At 30.6% G+C, this 25233-nt stretch carries 22 protein-coding genes and 2 tRNA genes; 4 read left to right on the top strand and 20 right to left on the bottom strand.

The window, feature by feature from the left end:
- Positions 1 to 381 precede the first annotated feature (381 nt).
- From F1B92_RS04280 to F1B92_RS04265, 4 genes are read left to right on the top strand one after another with little or no spacing between them, the layout of a single operon-like run.
- A complete protein-coding gene (locus tag F1B92_RS04280; protein WP_326833091.1) occupies positions 382 to 1497 on the top strand; it encodes a bifunctional 2-C-methyl-D-erythritol 4-phosphate cytidylyltransferase/2-C-methyl-D-erythritol 2,4-cyclodiphosphate synthase in 1116 nt (371 codons plus the stop codon).
- The gene (locus F1B92_RS04275) at positions 1494 to 2378 is read left to right on the top strand and encodes a DNA-binding transcriptional response regulator (RefSeq protein WP_154570656.1); all 885 of its coding nucleotides are present in this window, start codon (positions 1494 to 1496) and stop codon (positions 2376 to 2378) included. The genes F1B92_RS04280 and F1B92_RS04275 overlap by 4 nt, the downstream gene beginning before the upstream one ends.
- Positions 2356 to 3528 (top strand): sulfate adenylyltransferase, encoded by a 1173-nt coding sequence (locus F1B92_RS04270; RefSeq protein ID WP_154570655.1) that lies wholly within the window; start codon positions 2356 to 2358, stop codon positions 3526 to 3528. Before F1B92_RS04275 ends, F1B92_RS04270 begins: the two co-directional genes overlap by 23 nt.
- A gap of 12 nt (positions 3529 to 3540) precedes the next feature.
- A complete protein-coding gene (locus F1B92_RS04265) occupies positions 3541 to 4041 on the top strand; it encodes a phosphatidylglycerophosphatase A family protein (RefSeq protein ID WP_154570654.1) in 501 nt (166 codons plus the stop codon).
- A 411-nt stretch (positions 4042 to 4452) separates the two neighbouring features.
- On the opposite strand, the gene F1B92_RS04260 is transcribed toward F1B92_RS04265, so the two are convergent.
- The 20 genes from F1B92_RS04260 to rpmG all read right to left on the bottom strand — a co-directional run bounded on the left by F1B92_RS04260 (position 4453) and on the right by rpmG (position 25215).
- Positions 4453 to 4839 (bottom strand): Rha family transcriptional regulator, encoded by a 387-nt coding sequence (locus F1B92_RS04260; protein ID WP_154570653.1) that lies wholly within the window; start codon positions 4837 to 4839, stop codon positions 4453 to 4455.
- A gap of 1423 nt (positions 4840 to 6262) precedes the next feature.
- The gene (locus F1B92_RS04255) at positions 6263 to 6820 is read right to left on the bottom strand and encodes an MOSC domain-containing protein (RefSeq protein WP_229770917.1); all 558 of its coding nucleotides are present in this window, start codon (positions 6818 to 6820) and stop codon (positions 6263 to 6265) included.
- Between the two features lie 211 nt (positions 6821 to 7031).
- Positions 7032 to 7841, bottom strand: a complete 810-nt coding sequence (locus F1B92_RS04250) for a transporter substrate-binding domain-containing protein (protein WP_154570652.1) — start codon at positions 7839 to 7841, stop codon at positions 7032 to 7034.
- 217 nt (positions 7842 to 8058) lie between these two features.
- Entirely contained in the window at positions 8059 to 8706 is a 648-nt protein-coding gene (locus F1B92_RS04245; protein WP_154570651.1) for a uroporphyrinogen-III synthase, read from the bottom strand.
- Positions 8707 to 9519, bottom strand: a complete 813-nt coding sequence (locus F1B92_RS04240) for a carbon-nitrogen hydrolase family protein (RefSeq protein ID WP_154570650.1) — start codon at positions 9517 to 9519, stop codon at positions 8707 to 8709.
- A 25-nt stretch (positions 9520 to 9544) separates the two neighbouring features.
- A tRNA-Arg gene (locus F1B92_RS04235) sits at positions 9545 to 9621 on the bottom strand.
- A gap of 148 nt (positions 9622 to 9769) precedes the next feature.
- A complete protein-coding gene (gene fusA / locus F1B92_RS04230) occupies positions 9770 to 11845 on the bottom strand; it encodes an elongation factor G (RefSeq protein ID WP_154570649.1) in 2076 nt (691 codons plus the stop codon).
- A 15-nt stretch (positions 11846 to 11860) separates the two neighbouring features.
- Positions 11861 to 12331, bottom strand: a complete 471-nt coding sequence (gene rpsG, locus F1B92_RS04225) for a 30S ribosomal protein S7 (protein ID WP_154570648.1) — start codon at positions 12329 to 12331, stop codon at positions 11861 to 11863.
- 66 nt (positions 12332 to 12397) lie between these two features.
- Positions 12398 to 12772, bottom strand: coding sequence for a 30S ribosomal protein S12 (rpsL, locus tag F1B92_RS04220; protein ID WP_326833090.1), 375 nt, complete (start codon positions 12770 to 12772; stop codon positions 12398 to 12400).
- A 99-nt stretch (positions 12773 to 12871) separates the two neighbouring features.
- Positions 12872 to 13270, bottom strand: a complete 399-nt coding sequence (locus tag F1B92_RS04215) for a DoxX family protein (RefSeq protein WP_154570647.1) — start codon at positions 13268 to 13270, stop codon at positions 12872 to 12874.
- A gap of 51 nt (positions 13271 to 13321) precedes the next feature.
- Positions 13322 to 17833, bottom strand: coding sequence for a DNA-directed RNA polymerase subunit beta' (gene rpoC, locus F1B92_RS04210; RefSeq protein WP_154570646.1), 4512 nt, complete (start codon positions 17831 to 17833; stop codon positions 13322 to 13324).
- A complete protein-coding gene (rpoB, locus tag F1B92_RS04205; RefSeq protein WP_154570657.1) occupies positions 17826 to 21965 on the bottom strand; it encodes a DNA-directed RNA polymerase subunit beta in 4140 nt (1379 codons plus the stop codon). Before rpoB ends, rpoC begins: the two co-directional genes overlap by 8 nt.
- A gap of 100 nt (positions 21966 to 22065) precedes the next feature.
- Positions 22066 to 22440, bottom strand: coding sequence for a 50S ribosomal protein L7/L12 (gene rplL, locus F1B92_RS04200; RefSeq protein ID WP_154570645.1), 375 nt, complete (start codon positions 22438 to 22440; stop codon positions 22066 to 22068).
- A gap of 20 nt (positions 22441 to 22460) precedes the next feature.
- Positions 22461 to 22940 carry a 50S ribosomal protein L10 gene (gene rplJ / locus F1B92_RS04195; protein ID WP_154570644.1) on the bottom strand — a complete coding sequence of 160 codons (480 nt, stop codon included), beginning with the start codon at positions 22938 to 22940 and terminating at the stop codon, positions 22461 to 22463.
- A gap of 93 nt (positions 22941 to 23033) precedes the next feature.
- The gene (rplA, locus tag F1B92_RS04190; RefSeq protein ID WP_154570643.1) at positions 23034 to 23735 is read right to left on the bottom strand and encodes a 50S ribosomal protein L1; all 702 of its coding nucleotides are present in this window, start codon (positions 23733 to 23735) and stop codon (positions 23034 to 23036) included.
- A 57-nt stretch (positions 23736 to 23792) separates the two neighbouring features.
- On the bottom strand, positions 23793 to 24218 hold the full coding sequence (gene rplK / locus F1B92_RS04185) for a 50S ribosomal protein L11 (RefSeq protein WP_154570642.1): 426 nt from the start codon (positions 24216 to 24218) through the stop codon (positions 23793 to 23795).
- Positions 24219 to 24236: 18 nt separating this feature from the next.
- Positions 24237 to 24767, bottom strand: a complete 531-nt coding sequence (gene nusG / locus F1B92_RS04180) for a transcription termination/antitermination protein NusG (RefSeq protein WP_154570641.1) — start codon at positions 24765 to 24767, stop codon at positions 24237 to 24239.
- A 7-nt stretch (positions 24768 to 24774) separates the two neighbouring features.
- Positions 24775 to 25005: a preprotein translocase subunit SecE gene (gene secE, locus F1B92_RS04175; RefSeq protein ID WP_154570640.1), complete on the bottom strand. Its 231-nt coding sequence runs from the start codon at positions 25003 to 25005 to the stop codon at positions 24775 to 24777.
- A tRNA-Trp gene (locus tag F1B92_RS04170) sits at positions 24972 to 25047 on the bottom strand. The genes secE and F1B92_RS04170 overlap by 34 nt, the downstream gene beginning before the upstream one ends.
- Before the next feature lie 9 nt (positions 25048 to 25056).
- On the bottom strand, positions 25057 to 25215 hold the full coding sequence (gene rpmG, locus F1B92_RS04165; RefSeq protein ID WP_154570639.1) for a 50S ribosomal protein L33: 159 nt from the start codon (positions 25213 to 25215) through the stop codon (positions 25057 to 25059).
- Positions 25216 to 25233 lie beyond the last annotated feature (18 nt).

Raw genomic sequence — 25233 nt, 5'->3', positions numbered from 1 at the left:
AGCATTTGAATCAAAAGGAATTCTATTAATTGCCGATATTAATCCAAGAGTTTGTAAAGCTGTTTGCATAAATTTCCTTTAAATTTCGTAGAGTTTGTATTGTATTCTTTTAGCATTTAAAATGTGCTTAAAAATTTAGTTAAACTATTAAACTGCACAACATTAAAGCTTTCACAATATAATTACAGTTTCAATGCTTAAATTTATTGTTTTGATTTTAAATAGTTCTAGATTAACTTTATCACTGCCGTTTGTTTTGTAGTTTATAAATAAATTTTATCAAATAATCCATTAAAATTTAAAGCCAATATTTTTGTTTAAACTAAGCTTTTTAAAAAGATAATTTAAGTATAATTGTAGCACTTTTAAAATGAAGGAAGAATTTTGGATATTGCACTTATTCTTTTAGCTGCTGGAAATTCCACTAGAATGGAGCTAGAAACAAAAAAACAATGGCTAAGAACAAAACACGAACCACTTTGGCTATATTGTGCAAAAAATTTCAAAAAAATGTATAAATTTAAAAAAATTATGATTGTAGCAAATAAAAATGAGATTAAATTTATGCGTCAAATTTGTGATGATTTTGAATTTGTTTGTGGGGGCGATGAAAGGCAGGTTTCCTTGCAAAATGCTTTAAATTTAGTGGATACAGAATTTGTAATGGTAAGCGATGTTGTAAGAGTTTATGTAAATAAAAATGTCGTTTTAGATATGATTGAAAATGCTTTTAAATTTGACTCTATTAGTCCTTATATTGGGGTTTATGATACAACTTATTTGGGGCTTGATGCAGTAAATAGAGATGAAATAAAACTTATCCAAACTCCACAACTTAGTAAAACAAAACTTCTAAAAAAAGCCTTAAAAAGTGGTAAAAAATTTACCGATGATAGTATGGCGATAAAAAGTGTGGGTGGGAGTTTAGGATTTATTAAAGGAGATAAAAGAGCTTTTAAAATCACAACAAAAGATGACTTAAAAATGCTAAATTTACAACCTCCATCAAGTGAAATTTTTACTGGAAATGGTTTTGATGTGCATAAATTTCAAGATGGTGATGGACTTATTTTGTGCGGTATTAAAGTGCCTTGTGAGTATAAATTTATAGCTCATAGTGATGGAGATGTCGCAATTCATGCCTTAATAGATGCTATTTTGGGGGCTTGTATGATGGGTGATATAGGAGAATTATATCCTGATACGAACGATGAATTTAAAGGAATTGACTCAAAAATTTTATTAAAAAATACATTAAAATTGATAAAAAATTTAGGATACACTCTTGTAAATGTTGATATAACAATAATTGCTCAAACTCCAAAATTACAAAATTACAAACACCAAATGAGACAAAATTTAGTTGAAATTTTAGGAATTGAAAGAGTAAATGTAAAAGCAACAACGACAGAAAAATTAGGCTTTGTTGGAAGGAGTGAAGGCATTGCTGTTATGGCTAGTGCTAGTGCTAGGTATTTTGATTGGATGGATGTATGAAAATTTTAATTATAGAAAATGAAGTTTATTTAGCTCAAAGCATAGCTACAAAACTTGCTAGTTTAGGGCATGATTGTGAAATTTTAACAAATATTGGTGATGTTTTAAAATGTGAAAATAAAGACGCCATTTTGCTTTCAACTGGAATTTTTGGCGAAAATATATATGAAGTCATCAAAAAATTTCAAAACTCAATCATAATCTTACTCATATCATACATAAGTAACGACACTGTTTCTAAGCCGATTAAAGCGGGTGCTAATGACTACATACAAAAGCCCTTTATGGTAGAGGAATTAATCAGAAAAATTCACCATTTTGAGGAATTTAAAAATATCAAAAAATTTAATGAATTTTATGTTAAATACCTAAATTCAAAATTTGATAACGTAATCTTGCCTAAAATATCTCTAAAAGATGTAAAATTTCCACTTTTTATAAATTCTCAAGATCAAATTTATGCAGATAAAATAGTTTTTTTATTATCACAAGAGCTTAAAAAACCATTTGAGTTTCTATCTTTTAAGGATAAAAATACAAAATCTATAATAAAAAATTCAACAATTCCTCTTTATATAGCTGATTTTTCAGGGTTAAATACCGCAGAAAAAGATGAAATTTTTAATATCATAGATAAAAAAGAGATAATCATCTCTAACACTAATGCAAATAATAAAATACCTTTTGAAACTATAACTATAGAAGATAAGCCTAATAAAATATATAGTGGCGATATTTTATCTATAGATGATTATTATAAAAGCATTATAATTTCTTATGAAAAATTATATTCAGATACTGAACTAGCTTTAAGGCTTGGAATTTCAAGAAAATCACTTTGGGAAAAGAGAAAAAAATATGGAATCAACAAAACAAAATAAAGCACTAAAAATTTCACTAGAAATTTATGGACTTTTTAAATTAATAGCTAATAAAATTTTATCAAACAAAAATCAACTTATGGATAAACATCAAATAGATGAAATTTACAAAAATGGCTATTTAGATGGAGAAATTATGCCATATGCTTTTATTTTTTCTCCAAATGAAGATAAAAATACAATAGCAAATTTAAAGCTAAATAGTTATGTAAATTTAAAGCTAGATAATAAAATAGTTGGTAGAATTTTTGTAAAATCTGTATTTAAATTTCAAAAAGAGTGGAAAAATATATCAATTTTTTGGGCAAATTCAGCACAATTTATGTCTGCAAATATAGATGAAAATGCACTTTGCATTAGCGGAGAGATAGAAATTTTTGATGATGATATAAAAAACATCAAAGAACAAATTTCAAATAAAATAAAAGAACTAAATGCAAAAAAAATAACAGCTTTAATGATGTGTGCAAATCCATTTCATAGAGTGCATGAAAGACTTGTTAGAATGGCTATTGATAAGGCTGATTTGCTTATAATTTTTTTGATTAGAAGTTTGAGGGAGGATAGATTAGATTATGAGCTTAGGCTAAAAACGATAAAGCATTTTATAAAAAATTTCTTACCAAATCAAATAGTAGCAGTCGTTCCGCTTAGAGATACAACTCTATTTACAGCACACAATAATCCTGAACTAGAAGCTATAGCCGCGTATAAATTTGGGGCTACAAAAATCGTAATAGGTCAAAATCACGGTGCTATTGGTATGTTTTTTGATGAAAATCAACCTTTTACAATTTTTGATAGAGTCAAAAATGCTCTAAATTTAGACGTTTTGGTGATGCCTGAGTATGTATTTTGTAATGAATGCAAGGCTATAGTAAGCACCAAAACTTGCCCTCATGGGCAACATCATCATATAAAATTTCATAGTCCTACAATAAGAACTTTGCTAAGAAAAGGGATTATGCCGCCTGAAATTTTAATGAGAAAAGAGCTTTCATCTATGATTTTAAGCGAACTTTTTCCAAATAGATTTGAAAATTTGCAACAAATTTATGATGAGCTTTTTCCAAATAAGGGGCTTTTAGAAATTCATAGTTATGAAGAATTTTACAAAGAGCTTGCAAATTTATATCAAATGAATTTATAAATAAGGATTAAAATGAATAAATTTAACACAAATAAACTTTTTTTAACTTTTTTTTATGTTGGATACATAAAGCCTGCACCTGGGACTTGGGGGAGTTTGGCTGGACTTGTGGTTGGATTTTTTGTGGCAAAATTTATCGGTTTAGAAACTCTATTTTTACTAGCGATTTTAATATGTTTAATTGCTATAAATTCTATAAACACATACGAAAAAAATGGTGGCAATCATGATGATTCTAACATAGTTATCGATGAAGTAGTTGGTATTTGGATAGCTCAAAGCATTACGCTTTGTTTAAACGAAAACTCATATCTAGCTTTGATTTTGTCTTTTGTGTTTTTTAGGGGTTTTGATATATTTAAACCATCAATTATTGGGCGAATTGATAGAAATGTAAAAGGTGGTCTTGGCGTAATGCTTGATGATGTATTAGCTGGATTTTTTGCTGGTCTTTTAGCTTTGATGGTAATGGGTGGGATGATTAAATTTGGATTTGAAAAATATATTTTTTAAAACTTTTTTATAGTTTTTAAGTTCATTTTGGCGTATTTTAAATATAAAAGTGATAAATTTAGAGATCCGCAAATACCTAAATTTATCCGCAATAGTGTAAAAATAGAGAAATATTTTAAAAAGACAAATGCGATATAGCAGAGGTTTGGTTTAGAAAATTTTCATATTAAATGAAAATTTTAAGTTTATAAAAATTCATAAAACTCACAAAATAGAGTGCAAAAATAAGCTTAAGTGATTTTTTAACTGCCAACTAAGGGTTTTTAAATAATTTTAAATACAATCCAAAATACTTAAAAATAGAAATTTCTAATGAGCTAAGATCTGTCGTTTTATTATTTAAAGTTTGCAATAAATATCAAATTTAATTAAAGTTTAGGCAATTAGTCATCAAATTTAATTGAAATGCTTTTAATATCTGTGGGCTTCTAAATTTGCTATTTTATCTGTGTAAAGACTAAATTTAAGGCGTTTATTCTCTTCCAACAGCAAATTAAACGCTTTTAAAAATTCAACTTTCCATTTATAGGCTTTCTCTCCTGTAAAGCCCATAACCAAAAGAGAAAAACCGTCACGAGTAAGATTATACATTGGTAAAGTTCGTCCTGTTGCGTCCTTGTATTCACTCAGCCGAAAATTTGGCTTAGTAAAATCATCTTGTGGTAAAGCTTTTATTGTGTCTAAAATATGCGTATGTCTTTTCTCGAAAACTTCAGCAACTTGTAGTGAGTTTGCAAAAACTTTATTATCTACTACTTTAAATTCAACCTCTACATTATTTATAATTATATTATTCATTTTATATCCTTTCTTGTTTTTGAAATTTCATTTTTCATTTTATTATAGTTATTTGCTAAATTTTTAAGAGACACAAATAACGTATAAGACAACTCCATTAAATCAATGTTTCCATTTTCGTCTTTAAAAGCCCTAGCTAACTCTAAAAATTCTTTTTTTTTAAATTAGGTGTTTTCATTTTAGCCTCCTTATAATATTGTTTATAACAACTGTAATCATTTTTTAGCCTTTATAGTTTTATAAATCCACACGCAAGTTATTATAAAAATAACACTCATTAAAATATCTAGCCACATTTTTACTCCTTTATGGTAAAATTATCAAGGGTATTAAGATAAAAGTTTTTTAGCCCCCGTTAAAGGGGTAGGATTTAGATAAATCCTAAAAGTCTTAAAATCCAGTAAAGGATTTGTAAAACTAATGCTAAAACTTGCAAGAACTTTAACATCTTAATACTCCTTGTTTTTGTTTCAAAGGTTGATTAGATTAACCTTTGATACTGTTTAAATTTAATTTGTGAATGTTAAGTGCGATATATGCAAGCAACAAAACCTCTATAGCTTCTATAATTTCACTCATTTTTAGCTCCTTATAGCTTAATGGCTATGTATAATAATGGCAATGAATTTACTAATCCTAAAATAGCATTTATTAGCTCCATTTTAACTCCTTATGGTATAATTGCCATAAGGGTAAAACAATGGTTTAAGGGGAACCACCCCTTAAGTTTATCTATGTTTGGCTAGATAAAGAATTAAAATCAAATCGATTATCGCGGTGGCTAGCTGGATAATCGCAGTGATTAATTCTATTGTTTTACTCCTTACTATAAAGCAAGTATTACAGCGTATTTGTTCGTAATAATACGAGATAGAAAACACTCTTAAATTCCCATTACACCTTATTTTTTTGAGTGGTTTGAAGAAAAAATTTATAATATTCTTAGACTACATTTAAACTCAACTCGTACTTTTAACTTAGCTTTGATAGTAAATTGCATTACAAAAAATGTAATATAAAGTCATCTATACTTTTAAAATTAAGTTTAATTTATCTTTTATATCGCACAAAAAAGCAAAAAATACTTTAAATTTAAGTCTGTTTTTCAAGTCCTTTATTTATATGAGTTAAATTTATTCTTACAATTTTTACCCTAAAATACTCCCTAGCTATCAAATATCATGTTTTCATCTATTTATCTACAACTCTTTAAAACATCGCAAATTTTAGCTATTTTGATGAAAACTCTTTAAAATTCTTCTAAATAATGATATTTTAAATTTATTAGCACTTAAGTTGAGTCAATTCTATCTGGTTTAATAAATCTCAAAGTCGAGATATTTATCTATAAAATTAGATAGAAATTAGAGTAAATTTATCAATTTTTCATATAGCTATCATCATAAATTCCTTTTAATCTACTCTAAATACTTCCATTCCACTCATTAGATAAAGTTTTGCAAATTTTTAATTTTTCAAATATATTTGAATTGTCATTTAGATTATAAAAAAGTTTGTTGAGTTCTAAAATACTTAAATTTACACTATATTTTTGGATTATTTTTACCTCATCACCACATTTTAAGATACTTTCTTCTAAAACCCTATAATACCACCCAGTAAGACCTGTTTCTATAATTTTGGCTGTGAAATTTTTGTGTTTAAACATCTTGCTTATCTTAAAGCAAGGTTTTCGTGGCTGACTAACCTGAATAACCAAAGAGCCTATTTTATGGATATCTTCGACACAAACACTGCTTTCATCAAGACCATTTATAGTTAAATTTTCACCCATATCGCCATAATTTATATTTTTGTTTAAGAATTTAGCCCAAATTTTGTAGTTTTTAGTAGAATTTGCAAAAATTGCTTTTTCTAATCCACCATGATTTTTTGTATCAAACACCATATCATTTTCAAAGCCAAATTTATTTGCATAAATTTTTTCAGTAATTAAAGTTTTTTCATAGCACTTTTCCATGGCTTTTCTAAGGAATTTTTATAATTCTTTTCTCCATATTCTCTAACTTCTCCAACTCCCACAAACTCAAGCTTTATCATAATCATCCTTTTTGGATATAATTATACTAGATTTTACAGAATTTTATCGCACAGGGTATAAAATCTTAAAAATTTAATTAGATTTTGAAGTATAAAATTTAAATCCGCACAAAATTTATGCGGATAAAATTTTAAAAAAACATATCATAAATAGAATCTACCAAAAAGTACTTCTTATCAAGAGTTCCTCTATAAAATGGTTCAAAAATTTCGCTATAAGCTTTTTGGAAAAAGCCTTCTTTGCTTAATTTTATGATAGTTTTATTGACAGCTTCTTTTAATTTTGGCGTATTTTTAGGCAAGCCAACAGACAAGTAGTGATCTTCTCCTATTTTTCTAAGAGAAACTACATAATCTTTATCCACCAAAGGATAAACGCCAACCATCTGTATCATTTGAGCATAATAATCAGCCTCGCCGGCTTTTAACCTAGTAAAACAATCTTTTGAGTTTTTACAATCAATAATTTGAAATCTTCCCATTTGTGTTAGATAAGTATATGAAGTCGTGCCTGGCACTGCTAAAATTTTCTCTCCAAATACGCTATTTAAAGAAGAAACTTGTTTATTTTTATGCGTCAAGATAGCATCAGACATTGAAAAATACGGTATAGAAAAATCTACCACCTTCTCCCTTTCAGGATCTTGAGCAAATGACGCTATTATGATATCAACGCTACCATTTTGCAAAAATTCTATCCTCTGCTTGGCATTTACTCCAACCAATTTTACCTTACCTCTATTTTCTAAAAGCTCATAGCCAATTTTTTTAGCCAACTCTACCTCAAAGCCCTCAAATTCTCCATTTGATGTAAGTTTTGCAAAAGGAAATAAATTCGTTCTAACGCCGATTTTTATCTCTCCTTTTTGTCTGATCTCATCTAAATCAGCAGCCAAACAAAACACAGCCAAACAAAATGCAAATAAAAATATCTTTTTCATTGCTCAATCCTTATTGTAAAATGGAGATTATTATAACATTTCAAAAAAAAAAAAAACGCTTAAAGTAATAATCATTTTAAATAAAAGTAAATATTTTTTCATAATTTTATAATTTTTCAAACAAAAATCATCTAATATCTTTAAATTTAGAAAATAGAGTTTAATAAACATGCGTCTATCTGCTATTATTTTTATTTTTTGAAAATTTATCTTGTTTTTAAAATGCTATAAATTTGGCTAATTTTATACACTCATTTATATTTTGTTTATCTGAAATAGATACATTTTTATAGCCCTTTAGCTCTTTTGCTGTTGCTTTGCCGATTGCTATTAGCTTATAGCTATCATCAATGTTGAAATTTTGCAAAAATCCTTTAACATTTGATGGAGAAGTAAAGATTAAAACGCTGTTTTTTGGTGGTATTTTAGATAAAATTTCATCTTTTGATAAATTTAAAATTTCTGTTTCATAAGCTAAAATTTCACTCAAATTTATATGATTTTTAATTAAAATTTCTCTTATATTTGAAACGCTATCTTTTGCTTTTAAAAAAATAACTTTTTTATTTTTTAAAAGAGGTATTATCTCGTGAGCAAATTCATTGCCGTGAGAATTTTTAGCTGTATAAATTTGAGTAAAACCAAAATCTAAAGCCGCTTTTGTAGTGCTTTGACCTATGCTAAAAACCTCTAAATTTACTAAGTTTATAGAGTTGTTTTTTAGGGCTTTGATGGAATTTTTAGACGTAGCAACTAAAGCATCAAAATCTGATAAATCAATACTAAAATTATAAAATTTAACACCACAAACTTTAATATTTTTAACCCTATCATTTTCAGTGTGAGAAACTAAAAAAATATCCATTTAATCAATCTCAAAAATAGGAAAATCTTTTATAAAATTTCTTCGCCTCAAAAGATTAATCTCGGCAAAAATACCGCACTCTTCATCTCTAGCTTTAGCTAAAATTCTACCATCAAAATCGCATATCATCGAGCAACCAATGGATGAAATTTTTGAATTTACATCTTTTGCTTGATTTGACACAACCATAAAACACGCATTATCAAATGCTCTAATTTGAGCCATATGATTGAAAATATCTCTTTCGAATTTAAGTAAATTTTCATCATTGAAAATTTTATTTTCCATAATCCAAGCAGTTGGTAAAACAAAAATTTCAGCCCCATTTTTAGCTAAATCTTTAAAAAAATTAGGATATCTTATATCAAAACAAATCCCAAGACCAACTTTGGCAAAATCAAACTCTACAACCCTCTTTTGATCGCCAGCACTTATTAAAGCACCCTCATTTCCGCCACAATAGTTATAAAGATGAATTTTTTTATATTTAGCTAAAATTTGTCCATCCCTATCAATAGCAAAAGTTGTATTAAAAAGCTTTGATTGTTCTTGCGTAATAACAGAGCCTGAAATGATATTTGTGTTGTATTTTTTGGCTAAATTCTGTAGCCTTTTAATAACATCTCCTCCATTTTCATTTTCAGGTGAATTTTGAAAATCAAAATGGCTAATATTAGTAGAAAAAAACTCGGGTAAAACAACTAAATCTAGCTTTTTATCGCTATTTTGTTTTATTAAATTATCTACTTTAGATAAATTTGCTTCTTTATCTCCAACTACTGAATTTATCTGAATACTTAAAACTCCTGCCATAAATTCTCCTGAATTATATTTGTAGTGGTGTCCTCAGCGAGATTCGAACTCACGGCCTCAAAATTAGGAATTTTGTGCTCTATCCAGCTGAGCTATGAGGACAAAAATTGTAATGAAAGCATAAATTTAAATTTAAAATTTATACGAATTTATCAACATTAACCTTGCGTTATAAATTTAAAACACAATTTAATAAACGAACATATTGTAAATTTAATCAATTAAACTAAGGGCAAAATCTGCCCTTAAATTAACCATTTCTTTTTTTAATTATCTCTTCACTAACGTTTTTTGGAACTTCTGCATAATGATCAAATTCCATCGAATATGTAGCACGACCTTGGGTTTGACTTCTCAAATCAGTTGAATAACCAAACATTTCTGAAAGTGGACAAAATGCATCTATTATTTTATTTCCGCCACGCTCGCTCATATTATTAACTTGACCTCTTCTTTTATTTAAATCACCTATAACATCGCCCATATAATCTTCTGGAGTTTCAACTTCAACCTTCATAATCGGTTCTAAAATAACAGCACCTGCTTTTCTAGCACCCTCCTTAAAGCCCATTGAAGCAGCAAGTTTAAATGCCATTTCGGAACTATCTACATCGTGATAACTTCCATCATATACAGTAACTTTAACATCTTCTACAGGATATCCTGCTAAAACGCCACCTTGCATAGCCTCTTGACAACCCTTATCAACAGCTGGAATGTATTCTTTTGGAATAGCTCCGCCTTTTATATCATTCACAAATTCATAACCACTGCCTGGCTCAAGCGGTTCAAGACGTAAATATACATGACCATATTGACCACGACCACCTGATTGTTTAGCGTATTTATACTCTTGCTCAACAGTTTTTCTGATAGTTTCTCTATAAGCAACTTGTGGCTGACCAACTTCTGCTTCTACTTTAAATTCTCTAAGCATTCTATCTACGATAATTTCAAGATGCAATTCACCCATACCAGAAATAATAGTTTGACCACTTTCTTCATCAGTTGTAACTCTAAAACTAGGATCTTCTTGTGCTAATTTTTGAAGAGCTATACCCATTTTTTCTTGATCTGCTTTTGTTTTTGGCTCTACTGCAACACTTATTACAGGCTCTGGAAATTCCATTCTTTCTAAAATAACCTTATCTTTTTCGCTTGCTAAAGTATCTCCTGTCAATGTATCTTTTAATCCCACAACGGCACCAATTTCGCCAGCATAAAGCTCTTTTATCTCTTCTCTTTTATTAGAGTGCATTCTAAGAAGTCGTCCAATTCTCTCTTTTTTGCCTTTTACTGTATTATAGACATAACTTCCGCTTTCTAAAATTCCTCTATAAACTCTAACGAAAGTAAGCTGACCAACAAATGGATCTGTCATAATCTTAAAACCTAAAGCTGCAAATTCGCCATCATCTGTTGATTTTACAATTACTTCTGTTCCATCTTCATATTGACCTTTAATATCTGCAACTTCATCTGGCGCTGGTAAATAATCAACAACAGCATCTAAAAGAGGTTGAACACCTTTATTTTTAAAAGCAGTTCCACACATCATAGGTACGATACTTAAATTTAAACAACTTTTCTTTATGCCATTTTTAATCTCAGATTCACTAAGCTCTTCTCCACCAAAATATTTTTCCATTAGTAAATCATCGTTCTCAGCAACAGCTTCTACTAATTTTTCTCTATATTCTTGTGCTTTTTCTAAAAGTTCACTTGGAATTTCTTTTTCAACGTAAGTTGTAGGCTTGCTTTCATCTTCCCAAACTAATGCTTTCATGGTTATTAAATCTACCACGCCTTTAAATTCATCTTCAGCACCGATTGGAATTTGGATAGGAACTGGATTAGCTTTTAATCTATCTTTGATTTGTTGTTCAACATTATAAAAATTTGCTCCAATTCTGTCCATTTTATTTACAAAAACTATCCTTGGAACACCATATTTATTTGCTTGTCTCCAAACAGTTTCGCTTTGTGGCTGAACACCACCAACAGAACAAAATACAGCCACCGCACCGTCTAAAACCCTCATAGATCTCTCAACTTCAATAGTAAAATCAACGTGTCCTGGGGTGTCTATAAGATTGATTTGATGGTCTTTCCAAAAGCAAGTAGTAGCAGCCGATGTAATTGTAATGCCTCTTTCTTTTTCTTGCTCCATCCAATCCATAGTAGCAGCACCGTCATGAACTTCACCAATCTTATGGCTCATTCCAGTAAAAAATAGAATTCTTTCACTTGTTGTTGTTTTTCCAGCATCTATATGTGCAGCAATACCGATGTTTCTTACCATATTTAAAGGTGTTTTTCTTGCCATTAAATATCCTTTCTATTACCAACGATAATGAGCAAATGCTTTGTTAGCTTCTGCCATTTTATAAGTATCTTCTTTCTTCTTAAATGAAGCACCTTTTGAATTTGCAGCATCTATTAATTCATATGCTAGTTTTTCTATCATAGTTCTTTCACTTCTTTTTCTAGCAAAAGATATAATCCATCTAATAGCAAGTGCTTGCTGTCTTGCTGGACGAACTTCGATTGGAACTTGATAGGTAGCTCCACCTACTCTTCTTGCTTTAACTTCTAATATAGGCTTGATATTCTCAATGGCATCATTAAAAATGTCAATTCCTTTTTGCTCTAAATTTTTACTATCTATTAAATCTAAAGCACCATACATAATCTCAGTGGCTACACTTTTTTTTCCATCATACATAAGTGAGTTAATAAATTTAGTGATTATTTTGTTTCCATAAATTGGATCAGGCATAACTTCCCTAACAGGGGCTCTTCTTCTTCTCATTTTATTCCTTCAAATTTTAATTTTACTCAAACTTAGCCAAAACTCGGGCTAGTCTGTTTAACTAAACTATTTTTTAGGTCGTTTAGCACCGTATTTTGATCTCGAAACTGTTCTTTTTGCAACACCTGCTGTGTCTAATGCACCACGAACAATATGATATTTAACACCTGGTAAATCTTTTACCCTACCGCCTCTTACTAAAACGATTGAGTGTTCTTGTAGATTATGTCCTTCGCCACCGATATAGCTAATAACTTCAAATCCACTTGTTAGCCTTACTTTGGCAACTTTTCTCAAAGCTGAGTTAGGTTTTTTAGGAGTTGTTGTATAAACTCTTGTACAAACACCTCTTCTTTGAGGGCAATTTTGCAACGCCGGTGATTTAGATTTAGTAATCACTTTTTTACGTTCTTTTCTGACCAATTGATTTATGGTTGGCACAATATTTTCCTTTCATCATTAAATTTATTAAAAAAAGCTAATTTTAGCAAACCTTGGCTTAAAAAATTGTAAATTTTTAAAAAATTTTGTTAAATTTTATTAATCATTTTTTAAAACAAATTTTCCACCCCCACAAAATAATAAACAAAAAGAGATGCCTAAATATAAATAAACTATCTCAGGAACCAATCCTCCAACTGGCGTAATGAAAAATAAAGAATTAGAATAAGCCGTATATAAAACAACACCAAATGTTAAGATTAAAATCAAGCAAGCAAATCTTGTATAAATTCCAACTATAATCATAATTGGGATTACAACTTCACTCACATATACAAAATATCCTAAAAATCCAGGAATTCCAGATTTTTCTAAAATAGAAATAACGTTAGATATTCCATATTTTATTTTAAAAATTCCATGATATAAAACACAAATTCCTAAGAATATTCTTAATAATAAAAGTCCAAAATTTGGTAAATTTAAAATTTTTAACATATTGTTTCCAAAGCATAATTTACTTCCAAAGAGTTAGTACTCTTTGGAATTTTATTTATTTGACTTTAATTTAATTTTTTTATTTTTATAAAGCCCAGTTCCAACTGGCACCATTCTTCCTAAAATAACGTTTTCTTTCAAATCTTCAAGATAATCAAATTTACCTATAATACTAGATTCTGTTAAAACTTTGGTAGTTTCTTGGAATGAGGCTGCTGAAATAAAACTATCACTTCCAATAGCGGCACTAGTAACGCCTAATAAAATTGGCTCAGCTATAGCAGGCTCTCCGCCTAATTTGATAATTTTTTCATTTTCTTCTCTAAATTTACGCCTACTAACCAAATCTCCAACGATAAAACTTGTATTTCCGCTATCTAGAATTCTAATTTGTCTAAGCATTTGAGAAACAATTATTTCAATATGTTTATCATTTATAGCAACACCTTGATTTCTATAAACTTGTTGAATTTCGCTAATCAAATAATAATGAAGTGCTTTTTCGCCTAAAATTCTAAGAACATCATGGCTACTAATAACTCCATCTGTTAATTTTTCTCCTGCATGTATAAATTCTCCTGGCCTTACTTGAATTTGACGGTTTTTGTCAATCAAATACTCAACGCTAGTTCCATTTGATGATTCTATAACAATCCTCTCTTTTGATCTAAGAGGTTTATCAAATCTTACCTTTCCATCAATTTCAGCAATTACTGCTATATTTTTTGGTTTTCTAGCTTCAAAAAGTTCACTAACTCTTGGTAAACCGCCTGTAATATCGTTTGATTTTGCAACGGCTTTTGGAACTTTAGCAAGAGTATCTGCTAAATTTACTCTAGCTCCATCACTAACAAAAATAGCGGTTTTTGGCTCGATTTGATATCTTAGAATTTCTCCATCATCAGTTGCTATTAATATATACGGCTTAATTCCTTGCGGTAAATATTCATTAATAACTAAACGAGTTTGACCAGTAAGCTCATCGTATTGCTCTGTAGCACTAAAACCAGGCTCAATATCTTCAAAACTAACAACACCGCTAGATTCTGCTATAATCGGTGAAGAATATGGATCCCATTCAGCAATCACTACTCTATCGACACTTTCTGGTCTAACCAAAACATCGCCCACCTTAACATATGAATTATCGTCAAGTTCAATTATGGAATTTCTAGGGATATAAAATCTATTAGCTTCTCTACCTTGGGTATCAGCTATAACCACAAAAAGACCTTTTTCAGATACTTTATAGCCTTTTTTTATGCTTTTAATTCTCTCTAAATCGCCGCCTTTTAATATAAAAAATTTAATTACTCCATTGGCATTTGATTTAATTACTTGACTAATTGGCTCTCCATCTGCTATTTTAATCTCACTTGCATAAGGAATACGGTTTGGAACATTCCATCCTTCTTTAACAACTTCAACTATGCTTTCATTTTCTTCAACACTATCTCCGCTTGCATAAGGCAAGAAGTATTTTCCCTCAATCTTACCACTAACACCTGCTAACTCATTAGGTTTTGCAAGATTATGTTTTCTAAGAGTAAATTTAGCCTCATCTTTGTTGGATGTAATAGTAATAATAATATCCTCATGGACGCTTTCTATATTAATCTTTCCGCTAAATGGTGCTTTTATCTTAGGTTCAACTATCAAAATAGCAGCATTTCTTCTATTTGAAACGATATATTTACCATTATTTTCATAAGCTTTTATATTATAATACCTCACAAAGCCCTCTTTTTTAGCAACAACTTGTCTATCTTGTTGCTCGGCCGATGCAGTTCCACCAATATGGAAGGTTCTTAAAGTTAGCTGTGTGCCTGGCTCACCGATTGATTGAGCTGATATAATTCCTACAGCTTCTCCTGGTTTTACTAATTTGCCCTCGCCCAAATTTACACCATAACATTTAGAGCAAACCCCTTTTTTAGCCTTACAAGTAATTGGAGTTCTAATACTTACAGATTTAATACCAGCTTCGCTTATAGCTTTTGCCATTTCTTCATCAAGTAAAGTTCCTTCTGGATATAAAATTTCATTTGTAATAGGATCTATCACATCATCACTCAAAACTCTTCCTAAAATTCTATCTTCTAAACTCTCAATCAACTCCCCATTAGAAGTAATTTCTGTAACTTCTATACCTTCATGAGTTCCGCAATCATCAATAGTAACTTTGACATTTTGACCAACATCTATCAATTTTCTTGTCAAATAACCAGCACTAGCCGTTTTTAAAGCAGTATCAGCAAGACCTTTTCTGGCACCGTGAGTTGAAATAAAATATTCCAATACATTTAATCCTTCACGGAAATTTGAAATGATTGGAGTTTCAATAATGCTTCCATCAGGCTTTGCCATAAGCCCTCTCATACCAGCAAGTTGGCGAATTTGTGCTGAACTACCTCTAGCACCACTATCTGCCATCATATAAATTGAGTTAAAGCCGCTCTTATCTGATTTGATCAAATTCATCATTTCGCTAGCTACTTGATTACCTGTCTCAGTCCAAATATCTAATATTTTATTATGTTTTTCGCTATCTGTTAAAAGCCCTACTCCATGTTGTTTTTGAATTTCTTGAACCTGTTTTTTGGCTTCATTTATATATTTATCTTTTGATTCTGGTATTATAATATCGGCTACTGATATAGAAACTGCAGCTTTTGTTGCCGATTTAAAACCTAAATTTTTTAAATCATCTAAAAATTTAGCAGTAATCTCAGTGCCTCCTATTTTATAGACTTGATCAACTAGATTAGAAATATCTTTTTTCTTCATTATTTTATTCCAAAGATTATCATCTATAAAATCAGGTATAACGGATTTAATTAATAATCTTCCAGCTGTAGTAAAGAGAGTTCTGCCATTAATCATTGTTTTAATTTTTGCATGGATATCTAAAAATCCAGTATCAACTGCTACCATAACCTCATCAACACTAGCGTAAATTTTATTTGTGCCAATAGCATTTTCTTTTTCTAAAGATAGATAATAAATTCCTAAAACCATATCTTGCGATGGAACGCAAACTGCTTTACCACTTGCAGGAAGTAAAATATTCATAGAACTTAACATTAAAGTTTTGCACTCAGCAATAGCTTCTTGAGAAAGCGGAACATGAACAGCCATTTGATCGCCATCAAAATCAGCATTAAAAGCAGCACAAACTAGCGGATGAAGTCTAATTGCCTTACCTTCAACTAAAACAGGATGAAATGCTTGAATAGACATTTTATGAAGAGTTGGAGCTCTATTTAGCATAACAGGATAATCTTTTACGACCTCTTCTAAGCACTCCCAAACTTCATTAGTTTTTTCATCAATCATTCTTTTAGCTTGTTTTACTGTTGTAGCATAGCTTTTTTCTTGCAATCTTGCTATAAGGTGGGGCTTAAAAAGTTCTAATGCCATAGTTTTTGGTAATCCGCATTGATCCATTCTTAAATTTGGACCAACAACAATAACTGAACGACCAGAAAAATCAACTCTTTTACCTAATAAATTTTGTCTAAAACGCCCTTGTTTGCCTTTAATTATCTCACTTAGTGATTTTAATGGACGTTTATTTGCACCTTTTACTGCATTTGCCCTTCTTCCATTGTCAAAAAGAGCATCAACTGCTTCTTGAAGCATTCTTTTTTCATTTCTTATAATAATTTCAGGTGCATCAAGTTCTAATAGTCTTTTTAATCTTGTATTTCTATTGATAACTCTTCTATATAAATCATTAACATCAGAAACGGCAAATTTACCACCATCCAAACTAACAAGAGGTCTTAAATCTGCAGGTAGAATCGGAAGAGCTGTTATCATCATCCATTCTGGGCGATTACCAGATGACACAAAACCTTCAATAACTTTTAATCTTTTTACAATGCTTTTCTTTTTGGACTCTGAATTTGTAGAACTCATTTCTTCTTTCAATTGTGATAAAATTTCTATTAAATCTAATTCACAAAGAAGATCTCTAATAGCTTCTCCGCCCATTCTTGCACGAAATCCCGTATCATAGAATTTTTGACTTAAGAACTGGTACTGCTCTTCATTTAAGACTTCATATTTTTCAACTTTTTTAGAATTTTCATTATCATAAAAAGCTTCACCAGAATTTTCAACTATATAAGCTTCATAGTAAAGAACTCTTTCTAAATCTTTCATCTTTATGTCAAGCAAAGTCCCAATTCTACTAGGAAGTGAATTTACATACCAAATGTGAGCAACTGGCGTAACTAGCTCAATATGCCCCATTCTACTTCTTCTTACTTTTGAAGCAGTGATTTCAACTCCACATTTTTCACACTTATGCCCCTTAAAACGCATTTTTTTATATTTACCACATAAACACTCATAATCTCTAACAGGACCAAAAATTTTAGCACAAAATAGCCCATCTCTTTCGGGTTTTAAAGTTCTATAATTAATAGTCTCTGGTTTTTTAACTTCACCATGACTCCATGATCTTATCTCATCGGGGCTTGCTAATTTTATCTGAACTGCATCAAAGTCGTGAGGTCTATCTTCTGCATTTATTTCAATTTTAACTAAATCACTCATCAGCGTCTTCCTTTTTATAAATATCAATATCAAGTGCTAATGATTTAAGCTCTTTTGTTAGCACAAAAAATGTCTCTGGAATTCTTGCACTTGGAACATTTTCACCTCTAGTTAAGGCTTTATAAGCCTCAAATCTTCCCTCAACATCATCTGATTTGATCGTTAGCATTTCTCTTAAGGTATAAGCTGCACCATAAGCTTCTAATGCCCAAACTTCCATCTCTCCAAATCTTTGTCCGCCACTAAGTGCTTTACCACCAACTGGCTGTTGGGTTACTAAACTATATGGTCCTGTGCTTCTTGCATGAACTTTTTCATCAACTAAATGGTGTAATTTTAAGTAGTACATACAACCAACATTTACTCTTTCTTTAAATTTTTCACCAGTAATTCCATCATATAGTTCTGTTTTTCCATCACTATCAATATTAGCTAATTCAAAAAGCTTAACAAAATCTTCTGGAACTATACCTTCAAAAATAGGAGCTGCAAATTTAACACCCTTGCTCCAATCTCTTGCATATTTTAAAAGATCTTGATCGCTTATTAAACTAAGTTCGTTTTTGGCGTCCATTAATTTTGCTGTATCTGCTATTTGTATCATCTTAGCTCTTAAATTTGATAACCACTCGCCTGTTTTTTCTTCTAAAATTTGCTCAATTTGCTCACCTAAACGCCAACCAACCAATCCTAAATGGCTCTCCATGATTTGTCCTATATTCATACGACTTGGAACGCCCAATGGATTTAAAACAATATCAACTCTTTGACCATTTGGTAAATATGGCATATCAACTTCTGGAACTATAGTTGAAACTATACCCTTGTTTCCGTGACGCCCTGCCATCTTATCACCAACTTTTAGTTTTCTTTTTGTGGCTATATAAACTTTAACTAATTTAACAACTCCGCTTGGTAAAATATCATCTTTTTCTAAAATTTCAAGTTTTTCATCATGCTCTTCTTTTAATTTACGCTTTTCATTTTGGAAGTGATTTTTTATATTATCATACTCTTCTTGTATTTTTTTGTCATAAGATTTTACAAATGTATTTAAAGTAAATCTATTTGAATGCTCAAGATCTTCTTTTTTAACAAAACTTCCTGCTTTATATGAATTTTTACCCAAAGTAGCATTTTCTTGAAGTTTATTTTTTATAAGTAAAGAGGTTACTTTTAGCATCTCTTCCCTATCTAGCATTAAAAGTCTATCGTGATGTTCCTTTTCTAATCCCATTTTTTCAATTTCGTATGCTTTTTGAGATCTATGATCTTTTTCATATCCTTTTTTAGTGAAAATTTTAACATCTACAACAACGCCTTCGGTAGAGCCTGTAACATACATTGATTTATTTGCCACGTGTCCTGCTTTTTCTCCAAAAATAGCTCTTAAAAGTCTCTCTTCTGGAGTTGGTTTTACCTCACCTTTTGGAGTAACTTTTCCAACTAAAATCATACCAGCTTTAACTTCTGTTCCTATTTTTACTATACCGCTTTCATCAAGATGAGCAAGCTCTTCTTCTTTTACATTTGGTATATCTCTAGTTATCTCTTCAACACCATCTTTTAACTCTCTAGCTTCTATTTCTTTTTCATAAATATGCACACTGGTATAAGCATCTTGACGAATCATCTTCTCACTCATAACAACAGCGTCTTCATAATTATAACCATGCCAAGGCATAAATGCTATTAAGGCATTTTTACCGATAGCAAGTTCGCCACCATCCATGCTAGCACCATCAGCAATAACTTGACCTTCTGATACAAAATCTCCTTTTTTAACGATCGGATGTTGCGAGAACATAGTATTTTGGTTTGTTCTAAGATTTTTTTCCATTGAATAATGATCAATAAAAGGACCATTTAAATCTTCGCCTAAAATAAATATATTTTTGCTATCTACTTTTTCAATAGTTCCAGCTCTTTTTGCCTTAATAGCCCCCCAAGAATCACGAGCAATGGTAGCCTCCATACCAGTACCAACCAATGGTGCAGTTGATCTTAGGAGAGGAACTGCTTGTCGTTGCATATTTGAACCCATCAAAGCCCTATTTGCATCATCGTGTTCTAAAAATGGTATCAAAGAAGCAGCAACGCCTGCTACCATACCAGAACAAAGATCTATTAATGATACTTCTTCTTTTTTTGCAAGAATAGTTTCGCCATCTTTTCGTGCTTCTAAAAAATCATCTATTAAATTTCCATCATCATCTATTTTTGCAGAAGCAGCAGCAATGACTAAATTTTCTTCTTGTGTAGCTGTTAAATAAACAATTTCATCTGTTACTTTACAATTTACAACCTTTTTGTAAGGCGCTTCAACAAAACCTAAATCATTAACTTTTGCATATGTTGCTAAAGTATTTATAAGACCTATGTTTTGACCTTCAGGTGTTTCAATAGGACAAATTCTACCATAATGAGTTGGATGAACATCTCTTACTTCAAATCCAGCTCTTTCTTTCACTAAACCACCCTCTCCAAGTGCTGAAAGTCTTCTTTTATGGGTTATCTCGCTTAAAGGATTAGTTTGATCCATAAACTGACTTAACTGCCCACCTGTAAAAAATTCAATCAATGTAGAAGTTATCGTTTTAGGATTTATTAAATCATAAGGCATAAGCTCATCAATATTTCCACCTAAAGTTATAAATTTATCTCTAATTGCTTTTTGCAGCTTCACAAATCCAAGATGTGTTTCATTTGCTAAAAGCTCTCCAATAGATCTAATTCTTCTATTTCCTAAATGATCTCTATCATCAATAAATCCTTGACCATTTTTAACTTTTATTAGATACTGCACAGTTTTTATGATATCTTCACTTGTCATTACAGTTACATATTCAGGAACATCTAAGCCAAGTTTATGATTCATCTTCATTCTACCAACTTTTGTTAAATCATATCTTTCTGGATTAAAAAATAGATCTTTTACAAAAGTTCTGGCCGCATCTTTTACAACTGGCTCTCCCGGTCTCATAACCTTATAAATTCTAATAGCAGCTAAATCATTTTCATCATCAATTCCTTCGGTTTGACTTAAAATTTTTAAGGTTTCATTGTCTTGTAAAAATGAATTTATGATACTATTATCAACACCTTTTGCAAGGTCATTTGCTATTTCAATACTTGTTTGGGTGGATAGAATTTTTTCTATTTTTGCTTCATCTAAGGATGATAGGATATCATATAGTACTTCTCCACTATCACCATCTATTACAGGGCTTGCTAAGTATCTTTCTAGTAAAAGCTCCATTGGATACTCAACAAATTTAATTCCCTCTTCTATTAACGCATCTGCTTTTTTCTTAGTTAATCTCTTTCCAGATTGATGAATTATATTTCCTTTTTCATCTTTTATATCATAATCTACTTTTGTACTATAATCATTAAAATCAAATTTTGTTACAAATTTACCATTTTTTATAAATAAGGTTTTGACTGGGTAAAATAGTTTAATAATATCTTGTTTTTTATATCCCATTGCCCTAAATAGGATAGTTATTGGCATTTTTCTTCGTTTGTTAATTCTAACATATAAAACATCTTTTACATCATATTCAAAATACAACCAACTGCCTCTATCTGGTATAATTTGTGCGGTATAAATTCTTCTATTAACAACAGTAGGGCTATCTTCTTCTTTAAAAATAACACCTGGACTTCTATGAAGCTGATTAACAACAACCCTCTCAACACCATTTATAATAAAAGATACTCTATCTGTCATCAAAGGAATATCACGTATTAAAATATCTTGCTCTTTTACATCTTTTACGCCTAATTTTTCACCTGTTTTTTCATCTTTTTCATAAATAACAAGCCTAATCTTCATTTTTAAAGAAACCGAGTATGTAAGACCACGCTCCATGCACTCTCTAACTGTATATTTTGGCTTTAAAATTTCACTACTTACATATTCTATACTTAGTCTATTTTGCGGATCGTGTATAGGAAAAATGGATTTAAAAACTTTTTCTATACCGCTATTTTTGGTTGAATCATTTATATTTATAAAATCATCAAAACTCTTTTTTTGTAATTGTAATAAATTTGGAATTTCAATCTCTTTTTTAACTTTTGAAAAGTCAATTCTAAGACGATTTCCGGAATAAAGGCTATTTAGCATATTATCACCCCATGGCAAAAATTTTGAAAGAAAGATTGGTGCTAAGTTAGCACAAATTTTAAGGGGAATGTCCCCTTATTTTATAATAACAAAATAAAACTTATTTAAGTTCTACTTTTGCTCCAGCTTCTTCAAGCTCTTTTTTAGCAGCTTCAGCATCTTCTTTACTAACGCCTTCTTTTAGAGTTGAAGGAGTTTGTTCAACTGCATCTTTTGCCTCTTTTAAGCCAAGTCCAGTTAAAGCTCTAACTACTTTAATAACATTTATTTTTTTATCTCCAGCATCAACCAAAACAACATCAAATTCTGTTTTTTCTTCTTCTACTGCCGCAGCACCTCCCGCAACAGCACCTGCAACCATAACTGGTGCTGCACTAACTCCAAATTTTTCTTCAAATTCTTTTACTAATTCACTTAATTCTAAAACTGTAAGATTAGAAATATACTCTAACACATCTTCTTTTGTAATTGCCATCTTTATTCTCCTAAATTATATTATGCTGTTTGTTCTTTTTTTTCTTTAAGCGCATTCAAGCCAATTGTAAAATTCTGAATTGGTGCATTCCAAACCTGAAGCAACATCGCAATAAGCTCGTCGCGACTTGGCATTTTTGAAAGTGCTACAACTTTTTCTACTCCGCAAATTTCTCCATCAATATGGGCTGATTTTATATTAAATAAATCATTATTTTCAGCAAATTTAGCAGCCACCTTAGTAACGTTAAGTTGCTCACCCCAAATGAAAATATTTGTATCTTTTAATACAAAACCATCAATTCCTGCATTTTTTAGTGCTAAACTAGCAAGAGTATTTTTAACAACTTGAACCTTAACATCCAAATCTTTTGCAGATTTTCTTAACTCTTCAAGTTTTTTAACACTCAAACCCTTAAACTCACTAACAACAATGCCGCTTGATTCTTTAAAGCTTTCACTTAAAGTATTAATAAGATCAGATTTTTTATCTCGTGTCAATTTTTCTCCTTTCCGATCAGTGATTTCAAGCAGAGAGAGTAAAACTCAATTAAGCTTATAGCCTCGGCTATCTCCAATCTAAGATATATTTTACTACCTTAAATCAATAAGTTCTTGAGTATCAAGACTAATTGAAGGACTCATAGTTAAAGAAAGCGTTGCATTTTTAATATATCTTCCTTTAGCAGATGCTGGCTTATGCCTATTTATAGCTTTGACAAATGTAGTTAAATTGCTAAGCAGTTGCTCTTCTGTAAAACTAACCTTTCCAATTCCTGCGTGAATATTGCCCTGTTTATCAACTCTAAAATTTACTTGACCACTTTTTGCATTATTTACAGCCTCAGCTACATCCATAGTAACTGTTCCTGTTTTTGGGTTTGGCATAAGACCTTTTGGCCCTAAAATTCTACCAACTTTACCAACAAGACCCATTAAATTTGGAGTTGCGATTAAAACATCAAAATTTATAACTCCCTTTTGGATATCTTCAATCAAATCGTCGCTTCCAACAACATCAGCACCAGCTTTTAATGCTTCATCAGCCTTTAAATCTTTAGCTATAACTGCAACTCTAACCGTTTTTCCTGTTCCAGCAGGTAAAACTACAGATCCTCTAACCATTTGATCTGCATATTTAGGGTCAACATTTAATTTTAACGCTATCTCTACTGTTTCATCAAATTTAGCAGAAGCAAGTGTTTTAACTACACTAACTCCTTCTTGTGAAGTGTAAATTTTATCTACTTCTATTTTTTTTAATAACTCTTCAAATCTTTTTGAATTCTTCTTCATAAATTTCTCCGCATTTAATTTGCTTCCACTTTTATTAATAACCTTAGTGGTAAAGGTTTAATCAACTACATTAATTCCCATTGATCTAGCAGAACCAGCTATAATTTTAGCAGCTTGCTCTCTATCTGTAGTATTTAAATCTGCTATTTTTTTCTCAACTATTTCTAGAATTTGAGCTTTAGTTAATTGACCTACTTTATTTTTTAAAGGATTATCTGATCCTTTTTGAATTCCTGCTGCCTTTTTAATCAAATCAGTCGCAGGAGGTTGTTTGGTAATAAATGTAAAACTTTTATCTGCATAAACAGTAATCACAACAGGAATATTAAAACCCGCCATATCTTTTGTTCTTTCATTAAAAGCCTTACAAAATTCCATAATATTCACACCCTTTTGCCCTAAAGCTGGACCTACTGGCGGACTTGGATTTGCCTTTGCGGCTGCTATTTGTAATTTTATCTCGCCTATAACCTTCTTAGCCATAAACTATCTCCTTTATTTTTAAACAATTTTTTCAACTTGTGAATACAAAATCTCAACAGGCGTGCTTCTGCCAAAAATAGAAACATTTAATTTTAGCGTGCCATGTATCATATCGTATTCTTCAACAGTGCCATTAAAATTAGCAAAAGGACCTTCAATAACTCTAACAACTTCTCCATACTCAAAAGATATTTTTGGTTTCGGAGCTGCTCTTGTATTAACTTTATCAAGAATAAGCTCTATATCTTTATCGCCTAATGGACTTGGTTTTTTAGACTCACCTATAAATCGTCCAACTTTTGGAAGCATTTGAATTCGATGCCAAAGTGCAGTATCTAACTCAAGTTCAGCAAAGCAATATCCAGGATACAAACTTCTTTCTTTTATTGCTTGCTTACCATTTTTGACATCAATTACATCTTCAGTCGGAACTACAACTTGTTTGATTCTGTCACCTAAACCATGACTATCAACCAATGCTTCAATAGCATTTTTAACACTCATTTCCGAACCAGCATAAGTTTGAATAGCATACCATTTAAAAGCCATATCAACCTCACACTATCTTAGGAATAGAAAAAGACATCAATAAATCAATTAAAGCTAGAAAAATTGAAATAATAGCAACAACCACTAAAACAGTTATAAACGCTGTCCTAACTTGTTGTGAAGTAGGAAATATTATCTTGTAAAGCTCTGCTTTTGCTTGATTTATGTAATTTTTAAATTTTTCCATATTAAACCTTAAATTTGTGGCAGGGCAAGAGGGACTCGAACCCCCAACCATCGGATTTGGAATCCGGCGCTCTACCATTAGAGCTATTGCCCTAAAATATAATTAGCCCTTTAGCTTAACTTCTTTATGAATAGTATGTTTTCTTAATCTTGGGCAATACTTTTTTAATTCTAACTTTGCAGTTGTTGTTTTACTATTTTTATAAGTACTATAATTAATATCACCACTTTCAGTGCATTTTAATCCTACTTTAATTCTCATTATATATCATCCCTTCTA

It is taken from the genome of Campylobacter portucalensis, assembly GCF_009690845.1.
Taxonomy (GTDB): Bacteria; Campylobacterota; Campylobacteria; order Campylobacterales; family Campylobacteraceae; genus Campylobacter_B; species Campylobacter_B portucalensis.
This window is presented reverse-complemented; position numbering and strand designations above follow the sequence as displayed.

What these genes read in the sequence shown, in the direction of transcription:
- F1B92_RS04275 (WP_154570656.1), top strand. Translation starts at nt 1,494, where the DNA reads ATGAAAATTTTAATTATAGAAAATGAAGTTTATTTAGCTCAAAGCATA.
- nusG (WP_154570641.1), bottom strand. Translation starts at nt 24,767, where the DNA reads ATGGCTTTTAAATGGTATGCTATTCAAACTTATGCTGGTTCGGAAATG.
- rpsG (WP_154570648.1), bottom strand. Translation starts at nt 12,331, where the DNA reads ATGAGAAGAAGAAGAGCCCCTGTTAGGGAAGTTATGCCTGATCCAATT.
- F1B92_RS04260 (WP_154570653.1), bottom strand. Translation starts at nt 4,839, where the DNA reads ATGAATAATATAATTATAAATAATGTAGAGGTTGAATTTAAAGTAGTA.
- secE (WP_154570640.1), bottom strand. Translation starts at nt 25,005, where the DNA reads ATGGTTGGGGGTTCGAGTCCCTCTTGCCCTGCCACAAATTTAAGGTTT.
- F1B92_RS04270 (WP_154570655.1), top strand. Translation starts at nt 2,356, where the DNA reads ATGGAATCAACAAAACAAAATAAAGCACTAAAAATTTCACTAGAAATT.
- fusA (WP_154570649.1), bottom strand. Translation starts at nt 11,845, where the DNA reads ATGGCAAGAAAAACACCTTTAAATATGGTAAGAAACATCGGTATTGCT.
- rplK (WP_154570642.1), bottom strand. Translation starts at nt 24,218, where the DNA reads ATGGCTAAGAAGGTTATAGGCGAGATAAAATTACAAATAGCAGCCGCA.
- rpoB (WP_154570657.1), bottom strand. Translation starts at nt 21,965, where the DNA reads ATGCTAAATAGCCTTTATTCCGGAAATCGTCTTAGAATTGACTTTTCA.
- F1B92_RS04215 (WP_154570647.1), bottom strand. Translation starts at nt 13,270, where the DNA reads ATGTTAAAAATTTTAAATTTACCAAATTTTGGACTTTTATTATTAAGA.
- F1B92_RS04245 (WP_154570651.1), bottom strand. Translation starts at nt 8,706, where the DNA reads ATGGATATTTTTTTAGTTTCTCACACTGAAAATGATAGGGTTAAAAAT.
- F1B92_RS04265 (WP_154570654.1), top strand. Translation starts at nt 3,541, where the DNA reads ATGAATAAATTTAACACAAATAAACTTTTTTTAACTTTTTTTTATGTT.
- F1B92_RS04255 (WP_229770917.1), bottom strand. Translation starts at nt 6,820, where the DNA reads ATGGAAAAGTGCTATGAAAAAACTTTAATTACTGAAAAAATTTATGCA.
- rplA (WP_154570643.1), bottom strand. Translation starts at nt 23,735, where the DNA reads ATGAAGAAGAATTCAAAAAGATTTGAAGAGTTATTAAAAAAAATAGAA.
- F1B92_RS04250 (WP_154570652.1), bottom strand. Translation starts at nt 7,841, where the DNA reads ATGAAAAAGATATTTTTATTTGCATTTTGTTTGGCTGTGTTTTGTTTG.
- rpmG (WP_154570639.1), bottom strand. Translation starts at nt 25,215, where the DNA reads ATGAGAATTAAAGTAGGATTAAAATGCACTGAAAGTGGTGATATTAAT.
- F1B92_RS04240 (WP_154570650.1), bottom strand. Translation starts at nt 9,519, where the DNA reads ATGGCAGGAGTTTTAAGTATTCAGATAAATTCAGTAGTTGGAGATAAA.
- rpoC (WP_154570646.1), bottom strand. Translation starts at nt 17,833, where the DNA reads ATGAGTGATTTAGTTAAAATTGAAATAAATGCAGAAGATAGACCTCAC.
- rplL (WP_154570645.1), bottom strand. Translation starts at nt 22,440, where the DNA reads ATGGCAATTACAAAAGAAGATGTGTTAGAGTATATTTCTAATCTTACA.